At 68.5% G+C, this 8,963-nt stretch carries 7 protein-coding genes; 2 read left to right on the forward strand and 5 right to left on the reverse strand.

The genetic code is table 11. The features are described from left to right. Positions 1–50: 50 nt before the first annotated feature. Genes pdxA through lptF form a run of 5 tightly spaced genes read right to left on the reverse strand, consistent with a single transcriptional unit; the run spans position 51 to position 6,614 of the window. Positions 51–1,004, reverse strand: a complete 954-nt coding sequence (gene pdxA, locus JNJ68_RS13005; RefSeq protein ID WP_294982806.1) for a 4-hydroxythreonine-4-phosphate dehydrogenase PdxA — start codon at positions 1,002–1,004, stop codon at positions 51–53. Next, positions 1,001–2,203, reverse strand: a complete 1,203-nt coding sequence (locus JNJ68_RS13010) for a peptidylprolyl isomerase (RefSeq protein WP_294982807.1) — start codon at positions 2,201–2,203, stop codon at positions 1,001–1,003. Before JNJ68_RS13010 ends, pdxA begins: the two co-directional genes overlap by 4 nt. A 58-nt stretch (positions 2,204–2,261) precedes the next feature. Further along, positions 2,262–4,406: an LPS assembly protein LptD gene (lptD, locus tag JNJ68_RS13015; protein WP_294982808.1), complete on the reverse strand. Its 2,145-nt coding sequence runs from the start codon at positions 4,404–4,406 to the stop codon at positions 2,262–2,264. A gap of 1 nt (position 4,407) precedes the next feature. Next, entirely contained in the window at positions 4,408–5,505 is a 1,098-nt protein-coding gene (gene lptG / locus JNJ68_RS13020; protein WP_294982809.1) for an LPS export ABC transporter permease LptG, read from the reverse strand. Then, positions 5,502–6,614, reverse strand: coding sequence for an LPS export ABC transporter permease LptF (lptF, locus tag JNJ68_RS13025; protein ID WP_294982810.1), 1,113 nt, complete (start codon positions 6,612–6,614; stop codon positions 5,502–5,504). Before lptF ends, lptG begins: the two co-directional genes overlap by 4 nt. A 162-nt stretch (positions 6,615–6,776) precedes the next feature. Between lptF and JNJ68_RS13030 the strand changes: the two genes are divergently transcribed. Further along, on the forward strand, positions 6,777–8,246 hold the full coding sequence (locus tag JNJ68_RS13030; RefSeq protein WP_294982811.1) for a leucyl aminopeptidase: 1,470 nt from the start codon (positions 6,777–6,779) through the stop codon (positions 8,244–8,246). 84 nt (positions 8,247–8,330) lie between these two features. Next, positions 8,331–8,804, forward strand: a complete 474-nt coding sequence (locus JNJ68_RS13035) for a DNA polymerase III subunit chi (RefSeq protein ID WP_294982812.1) — start codon at positions 8,331–8,333, stop codon at positions 8,802–8,804. Positions 8,805–8,963 lie beyond the last annotated feature (159 nt).

The raw sequence follows: 8,963 nt of genomic DNA on the forward strand, positions 1-8,963 counted from the left end.
ACCCTCCAGCTTTCATACTGGCAAAAATATCCCCGCCGGAGGCTCCGACCTCAAACCCCGCGCGCCGCCGCCATCTCCCGCGCCATCCGCAGCGCCGCGATCAGGCTCGACGGGTCCGCCACGCCCCGGCCCGCAATGTCATAGGCGGTGCCGTGGTCGGGCGAGCTGCGCACGAACGGGAGGCCCAGCGTCACGTTCACCCCGCCCGCGAAGTCGATGGTCTTGATCGGGATCAGCGCCTGGTCGTGATAGGCGCAGACCGCCGCGTCATAGCCCGCCCGCGCCCGGGCATGGAACATCGTATCCGCAGGCCAAGGCCCGGTCACGGCCAGCCCCTCGGCCTTCAGCCGGGCGATGAGCGGCCTGATCATCCGCTCTTCCTCCCATCCCATCGCCCCGCCTTCGCCCGCATGGGGGTTCAGCCCGGCGACCGCGATCCGGGGGGCGGCGATGCCGAAATCCCGCACCAGCCCGGCGCGCGTGATGCGGATCGTCTCTTCCAGCAGCGCCTCGGTCAGCGCCCCCGGCACCTCGGAGAGCGGGATATGGATCGTCGCGGGGACCACCCGCAGGCCGGGGCAGGCCAGCATCATCACCACGCGGTCTACCCCCGCCAGATGCGCCAGGAACTCGGTATGCCCCGGAAAGGCGAACCCCGCCCCGTCCTTCAGCGCCTTCTTGTTGATCGGCGCCGTGCAGACCGCCCCGCCGAGACCCGCCTGCACCAGCCTGACCGCGCGGATGATCGCCGCCACCACGCCCGCCGCATTGGCCGCGACCGGCTGGCCCGGCGGGGCAGGGGCCGCGAACGCCTGCCGCAGGACGGCCAGCGCTCCGTCGCCCGGAGCCTCACCCTCGGCCACCTCGCGCCAATCCGTGCCCGCAGGCAGATGCCGGGGATCGCCGATCCAGACAAAACGCTCGCCTGCTGCCCAGGCCTTCGCCGCGATCTCGGGACCGATCCCTGCCGGGTCGCCACAGGTCAGAAGGACCGGCGCGCTCACGGCTCGCGGATGATCGCGGCGGCGCGCAGCTCTTCCATGTAGCCCTCGGCCATGCCTTCGAGCTTCTGGTTGATCACCTGCTCGCGCACCTGGTCGCGGGTCGGCATCGGCTCCAGCACCGGCGTGCGCCCGCACAGCATCAGCATCCGGCGGTAGCCGCCCCGGGTCAGCGCGACCGAGGTCTCGCCCGGATCGAGCTTGGCCAGCTCCAGCCCCACGTCGCCCGGTATCTCGCCCGTCCCGGTGGTCTGGCGGGTCATCCGGTCTTCCGGCAGGCCCTTGGCCTCGCCCATCAGCATGTCGCAATTATCGGCCTTGGCGCGCAGCCGGGCGATTTCCGCCGCATCGTCCGGCACCAGGAATTCCACCCAGTCGATCGAGACCGAGATCGGCTCGGCGGTCTTGTCCACCGCCACGTCGCGCAAAAGGAACAGCACCACGGCGCCCGGCACCGAGACCGGGTCCGAAACCTCGCCTGCGTCCAGCGCCAGGATTTGCTGGCCGATGGCAGCGGGCAGGTTCGCGAGCGGCAGCCAGTCCAGCCGCCCGCCCGCCCCCGCCGTCGCCGAGGCCGAATAGCGCCGCGCCGCCGCCGCGAAGGCGCCCTCGCCGGACAGCGTATCAGACAGTTCCTGCGCCTGCGCCAATGCCGCCTCTTCCTTGCCCTCGGGCGCAGGGATCACCAGCTCGCTGACCAGCACCTGCAAGGCCCTCGGCCGCGTCGCCGCCTCCAGCGCCTCGTCGATATCGGCCTCGCTGATCGGCACCTGGCCCAGGAAGCGCGCGCGCACCACCTGCCGCCACAACACCCCCGCCGCGACGAAATCGCGGAAGGTTTCCGGTGCGATCCCGGCTTTGCCCAGCTCGGCCGCGAATTCATCGACCGTCAGGTTCGCCCGGCTGGCGAATTCGCTCATGCCGGCGTTCAGGTCCGCCTCGGCAAGCTTGATACCCAGGCGCTCGGCCTCGGTCTGGCGGAGCCGATCCTCGGTCAGGGCCTTCAGCGCCTCTTCCTCGGGGTTGCCGGGTGCACGCAGCACGCGCAGGAACAGCGCCCGCTGTGCGATCTCGTAGTTGGTGATCGCCCTGTCGTTCACATAGATCCGGGGCGCGAACATATCCTGCGCCAGAACCGGCGCCGCAAGCGCCAAGCTGACCAGAACCGCCGCCGCCTGCCGTTTCAGAACCGAAAATCGCATCGTTTCCGCCGCTCTTCCTCAACCCGCGGGTCTTTGCCCGCCGTTTCCGTCGCCAGCCCTATTGCCGACAGGCCCGTGCCGGACCCGCCGCCCCGCCGCTGCCGAAACCCACCAGATCCAGCGACAGGCCGAAATCCGTCGTCGGGCTCACACTAGTGGATGACGTGAACCGACGCGAGAGGTAAACATCAAACCGCACGCATTCGTTCAGGAACTCCAGACCCAGACCCGCCAGCGTGCCCTGATCGGTGACGAAATCATAGCGGCCCGAGAAGGTGGCGGCCCAGTTGGGGTTCAGCTTGCGCCGCGCATCGACCGACAGCTCCCGCGTCGGATCGGGCCGGTTCTCCAGCGGATCTGCCACCGCCCAGATCATCGAGGTCGCGACCGAGGTCTTCGGACCGTTCAGCGTCACCCGCGCCTCGCCCTTGGTGAGGCTGAGACCGTCGTCCATCACCAGCCGCCCGGTGATCGCCAGCCCGTCGGCCAGTGTGAAATTCGCCGCCGCCAGCCAGTCGGACTGCACCCCCGCCAGCCCCGAGCCCGGGCCGAACTGGCCGAGGTCCGCCTCGCGGAAGACGCGGCCCAGCGTCACACCCATCGACCAGCCTTGCGGATCAAAGCGGGTCCAGCTGATGCCGACATTGGCGCGCGGGCCGCGTTCCACCGCGTCGGACCCCGGAAATCGGTCCAGCGCGAAGAGGTTGCCCTCGTCGAATTCGACCAGCGCCGAATCCTCGTTCGGCAGGGTTTCCACATCGGACGACGAATACAGAAGCTGCACCACCGGCTCGATCACCTGGCTTCCGCCCCCGGCCTCGGCCTTGACCCAGGGCCAGCGCAGCTCGATGCCCGCGCTGCCGTGGGTGCGCGTCGTGGACCCGGCAAAGGCCAGGTCCTCGCTGATCCGGTAGCCATCCGCCGTCATCTCGCCCAGGACCGTGCCCTCGATCCCCAAAGGCAGGATGAAGCTTCTCCGCCAGTCGATCCGCGCCGAGATGCGCCCGAGGTCGCGGCCATCGGCGATGGCGTCGCTGTCCGGCCCGTCGATGGGGCTGGTCGAGCTGCGATAATGGTTGTGCGTCTGCAACCGAAGCCCGCCCTCGCCACCCAGGGGTCCGAGCGAAAACCGGCGGTGGAAGGTCAGGTCCGCGACCACGCTGGGAATGGTCGTGTTGTCCTCGTCGTCGCGCAGGGTCTGGAAGCTGATGATCCGGGCCGAGATGAATTCGTTGCGCCTTGTGCGGGTGATCTCGATACGGCTGTCCAGCCGGTCCGTGTTGTCGATGCCGTAGTCCAGCATATAGGCCGGGTCGGTCACCGTCTGGCCGTCGAAGCTCAGCTTGTAGCGCGCGGGCAGGGTGAAGCCACCCTTCAGCCGCAGGTAGCCGCGGGTCTTGCCGGGGATCAGATCGTCGCGGCTGACCGAGCCGGTCAGCTCGATGTCGCCGGTCGCAAAGGCCTGGCGATAGCGCAGTTCCACCGTGCGGGACTGCTTGGTGGTCAGATAGGGCGTCAGGGTCAGATCGGCGGACCGTCCCAGAACGATGAAATAGGGCAGCTTGATCCCGGTCCCGAGGTCCGAGGTGGTGCGGATCGTCGGCATGAGGAAACCCGAGCTGCGCTTCAGCGTCGGGTCGGGCATCCGAAGCCGCGGGATGTAAAGGAGCGGCACCCCCGCCAGCCGGAACTGGGCCCGGTCGAAGTAGATCTGCCGCGCAACCTCGTCATGCACTACCCGGCGGGCGCGGATCTCCCAAAGGGGCGTCGGGTCGCCCGCGCAGACCTTGCAGGACGAGGCGGCGACCGACTGCAGCTCCGTATAGCGCCCGGATACCCTGCGCATCTCGGCCGCAGCCAGTTGCAGCTGCTGGTTCAAGACCAGCCGCGCGCTGGTCAGGATGCCTTCCGACATATCGGCGGCAAGGTCGGCCTGGCTTGCCAGGATCAGCGTCTCGCCCGCGTCATCGGTCAGCACGATGGGTCCGGTGATCTCCAGCCGGTTGGTGGCCTGGTCGAAGACGATGCGGCTGGCGGTCAACCGGCGGCCCTTGAAGAAGACCTCGACATGCCCGTCGGCGATCAGCCGCGTGTCGCCGGTGATCTCCAGGCTGTCCGAGACCAGCGTCGCCTGCTCCTGTGCAAGGGCGGGCAGGGCGAGGGTCACGAGGACCACGAGCAACGTCAGGAGGCGGGCCACCATCTCAGCCGTCCTCCAGGTGCAGAAGCAGGCCAAGCGACAGCATCACCGCGGCGACCGGCGGGCTCCAGGCGGCGAGAAGGACCGGGATCTGCCCGCTGTCGCCCAAAGCCTGCGCGAAATTCCGCAGGAAGAAGAAGCCGAACCCCGCCAAGAGCGCGTAAAGCACCATCTTCCCCGTGCCGCCGAAGCGGACATGCCGCATGGTGAACCCCGCCGCCACCAGCACCATCGCCGCCATCAGCATCGGCAGGGCCAGTTCCATCTGATACCACAGCCTGTAGGCCTGCGCCGAGAAGCCCGCGCGCTCCAGATCGGCGATGTATCCCGGCAGGTTCCAGAAGGCGATGGCCGAGGGCGTGCCGAAACTGTCGCGGATGCGCTCCGGCGTCAGGTCCGAGGCCAGCGCCACCGGCCCCTCGGCCTTCACCGCCGTCTGCTCCGGGTTCGCCGCCGTCAGGTCCCAGGTCTTGGTCCCGGTCAGCTGCCAGGCGCCTGCAACCAGCTTCGCCGCCTCCGCCTCGATCCGCCGCGTCGGCTGGCCGTCCTGGTCGAAACCCAGGAAGGTGACGCCGAACAGCTCGGTCCCGTCCAGGTTCGACCGCGCCGCCTGGATCACCGTCTGCCCCTCGCCCGACCCCTGCCGCAGCCAGAGCCCGGTATCGGCGACCGACAGCACCGACCGACCGCCCTGCGTCAGCTCGGACCGCCTGTCGTCATAGGCCTTCGACGTCGCAGCGACCAAGGGGTTGAAAAGCGCCACCGCCAGCAGCCCCAGCGCCACCGAGACCAGCAAGGGAGTCACCAGGAACCGCAGCCCCGACCGTCCCGCCGCGCGGACCACAACCAGTTCCGACGACCGCGCCAGCCCCAGGAAATTGGCGATCGCCCCCATCACGATGATCAGGGGCAGGATGCGGTACATCGTCTCGGGCACCGACAAGAGCGCCAGATGCGCCGCCCCCGCCAGCCCGATATCGGCGTCGGAAAACCGGCGCAGCTGCTCGATCATGTCGATCAGGAACAGGATGGCGAGGAAGGCCAGGAACACCTTCCCCACGCTGCCCAGGAATCGCCGCGCGATGTAGAGGCTCAGCGTCATGCCGCCGCTCTCCGCCGCCGGGGCCGCTGCGCCTCCCAGAGCAGACCCAGCGCGACCAGCACCCCCAGCACCGGCCCGAGATAGACCGCAGGCCAGGCCGAAGCCCGCTCCAGCGCCGCGCTGCCGCCCCAGGTCCAGGCTGTCTGGATCCCGATCAGCAACCCCACCGCCAGCGCCATCTGCCGCCAGAGCCCGAAGCGCGAGAAACTTCCCAGCATCAGCGCCGCAAAGCCGATCAGCGGCGCCGCCACCGACATCAAGGGCCCCGCCAGCCGACTGTGCCCCTCCTCGCGGAACTCTGCCAGCGTCGCCCCGGTTGCCGCCAGCGCCTCGGGCGCGGCCTCCAGAAGCACCCGCGTCGGCAGGGCGTTCAGCGCGACCTGCCCGGTCTCGCTCCCCTGCACCAGACCCGCAAGGTCCAGCGTGAAGTCGGAAAACCGTGTCACCGCCATCCGCCCGTCGGCCCGATCCAGCGTCTGGGTCGATCCGTCGACCATGACAAGCTTCGGCGCCACCTCGCCCCGGACCAGAAAGGCCTTGCGCGCCGAATGGATCGCCCGGCTGCCCGACGCGCGCTCATCCGACAGGAACAGGTCCAGAAGCTCGCCCGTCGGCGTGATCTCGCGGATGTAGAGCGTGATCCCCTTCGCGGGATGCATGAACTGCCCCGCGTTCAGGAACCGTGCGGTCACGTTCTCGGAAATCTCCGCCGACCGCTCGCTCAGGATGCGCTGGCTGGCGGGGACCAGCACATTCGACAGGACGGCGTGCATCACCAGCACGCAGAATCCGAAATAGACCACCGGTCGCGCCAGCCGGAACATGGAAAAGCCGGTCGCCTGCATGACGACCAGCTCGCTTTCCTGCATCAGGCGGTTGGTGACATAGGCCGTCGCCGCGAAGGCTGCGATGGGCAGGACCAGCCGGATGGCGTTCGGCAGGGTCAGGATGGAAAACTCCAGGAAAACCAGCGCCGATTGCCCGTCGCCGATCAACTGGTCGAACAGGCCCACCGCCCGGTTCACCCAGTAGACCGCCACCAGCACCAGCGCGAAGAAGCCGAACAGCGCGAGCAGCTGCGACAAGAGATATCTGTCGAATCTAGACACGCCCGACCCGGCCCCTACAACATCTGGGGCGGACCCTAGCGGAATTCACCGGCGCCGAAAACTGCTATCTGGCCAATCGGCGGGCCCGGTTGTAGCGTCCGGGCCAAGCCGCCCCAACCCTGCCGCGGGGCGGGCGCGAAAATCCGACCAGAGAGACAAGCGATGCCCAAGCCCCTGCCGATCCAGTTTCAGGCCACCGACCTTGAAGCCCTTGCCAAGGTGAAGGGCCGCATCGCCGTCCTCGCCGACGCAGGTCAGCCGGGAAGCGCTGGCTTCCGGCGGCTCGATCGGCTGACGAAGGGCGCGCTCGCCCGCGCGGCAGGGTCCGAGGCCTTCGGCAAGCTGAAGCCCGGCGAGGCGATGGATCTGGCCTTCCCGCCGGGCCTTGCCGCCGATGCCGTCCAGCTGATCCGCCTGCCGAAGAAGGCCGACCAGACCCAGGCCCGCAAGGCGGGGGCGGCCGTCGGCAAGACGCACGGGGCAGGCGGCTCGCTGGTGCTGGCCGAGGGCCATGCCCGCGCCGCCGACATCGCCTTCGGTCTGGCCATGCGCGCCTATGACTTCGACACCCACAAATCCGGCGAAAAGACCGCTCCCGGCCCCGTCACCCTGATGGCAGCGAACCCCGAGGCCGTGGCGAAAGCCGCCGCCCCGATGGCCGCCGTGGCCGAAGGGGTCTTCTTCACCCGCGATCTGGTGAACGAACCCGCCAACGTGCTGACCACCCATGATTTCGCCGCCCGCCTTGCCGCGATGCAGGAGCTTGGCCTCGACGTGGAAATCCTTGAGGAGGAGGATCTGACCAGGCTTGGCATGGGCGCGCTCCTGGGCGTGGGGCAGGGGTCGGAAAGCCCGTCCAAGGTCGTGGTCATGCAATGGCACGGCGGCAGCAAGGGCGACGCCCCCTTCGCGCTGATCGGCAAGGGCGTGGTCTTCGACACCGGCGGCATCTCGATCAAGCCCGCCGCAGGCATGGAAGACATGACGATGGACATGGGCGGCGCGGGCGTCGTCGCCGGGGTGATGCGGACGCTGGCGCTGCGCAAGGCCAAGGCCAATGTCGTCGGCCTTGTTGGCCTTGTCGAAAACATGCCCGATGGCCGCGCGCAGCGTCCCGGCGACGTGGTGAAGTCGATGAAGGGCGACACCATCGAGGTGATCAACACCGACGCCGAGGGCCGCCTCGTGCTGGCCGACGTGCTCTGGTATGCGCAGGAGCGGTTCAAGCCGACCGGCATGATCGACCTTGCGACCCTGACCGGCGCGATCATCATCGCCCTCGGACATGAAAACACCGGGGTCTTTTCCAACAACGATACGCTGTGCAATGCCTTCCTTTCGGCGGCCAAGGCCGAAGGCGAGGGCGCCTGGCGGATGCCGATGGGCGATGCCTATGACGCCAAGCTGAAATCCCGCATCGCCGACATGATGAACGTCGGCGGCCGCGACGGCGGGGCGATCACGGCGGCGCAGTTCCTGCAACGCTTCGTCAAGCCGGATGTGCCCTGGTGCCACCTCGACATCGCCGGGACCGCGCTTGTGAAGGCCGACACCGCTTTGGCCCCCAAGGGCGCGACTGGCTGGGGCGTGATGGCGCTGGACCGGCTGATCCGCGACAGGTTCGAAAAGTGAGGCTCCTCGCTCGCGTTCCGCTTCGCTCCTCGCGGGCCGACGCAATGCGAAGAGCGGTCGAAGACAAGCGATGAGCGGGCCGCAATGGGCACGGTGATGTTCTTCCACCTGATGCAATCGGCCCCCGCCGATACGCTGGCGGTCAATGCTCCGCGCGCCTTGGGGCAGGGCTGGCGCGTGATGGTGCGCGGCACCGATCCTGCCGCTTTGGACCAGCTTGACGCCGCGCTCTGGCTGAAGGGTGGCGACGACAGTTTCCTGCCGCATGGCCAGGAAGGCGGCCCGCAGGATGCCGACCAGCCCGTCCTGCTTGGCCTCGGCCCGCCCGCCAATGCCGCGAAGGTGCTGGCCTTGGTCGACGGCGCCGAGGCGACGGATGCCGAGATCGCGGCGATGGAGCGGGTCTGGGTCCTTTTCGACGGCAACGACACTGCGCGCCTGCAAGCCGCCCGCGCGCAGTGGAAGGCGATGACCTCGGCCGGCCATGCCGCGCAATACTGGTCCGAGGAGTCTGGCCGCTGGGAGAAGAAGGCCGAAAGCCCGGCGAAACAAGGCTGATCCAAAAAGTTAACCCCACTTCTCCTCTAGAATGAACCGCAACACGTGAGGTTTGGAGGGGGGTTGCGATGAAGAGGCGGGGGCTGCATCTGGATGGGGGTGAGCGGGCGGTGATCTTTGCCGAGCATCGCCGGGGCACAAGCCAGCGGGAGATCGGGC

Source organism: Tabrizicola sp., from assembly GCF_016793705.1.
Taxonomy (GTDB): Bacteria; Pseudomonadota; Alphaproteobacteria; order Rhodobacterales; family Rhodobacteraceae; genus Tabrizicola.

Coding starts and splice junctions, on each gene's coding strand:
- JNJ68_RS13035 (WP_294982812.1), top strand. CDS start 8,331: ATGGGCACGGTGATGTTCTTCCACCTGATGCAATCGGCCCCCGCCGAT.
- JNJ68_RS13010 (WP_294982807.1), bottom strand. CDS start 2,203: ATGCGATTTTCGGTTCTGAAACGGCAGGCGGCGGCGGTTCTGGTCAGC.
- lptG (WP_294982809.1), bottom strand. CDS start 5,505: ATGACGCTGAGCCTCTACATCGCGCGGCGATTCCTGGGCAGCGTGGGG.
- JNJ68_RS13030 (WP_294982811.1), top strand. CDS start 6,777: ATGCCCAAGCCCCTGCCGATCCAGTTTCAGGCCACCGACCTTGAAGCC.
- lptD (WP_294982808.1), bottom strand. CDS start 4,406: ATGGTGGCCCGCCTCCTGACGTTGCTCGTGGTCCTCGTGACCCTCGCC.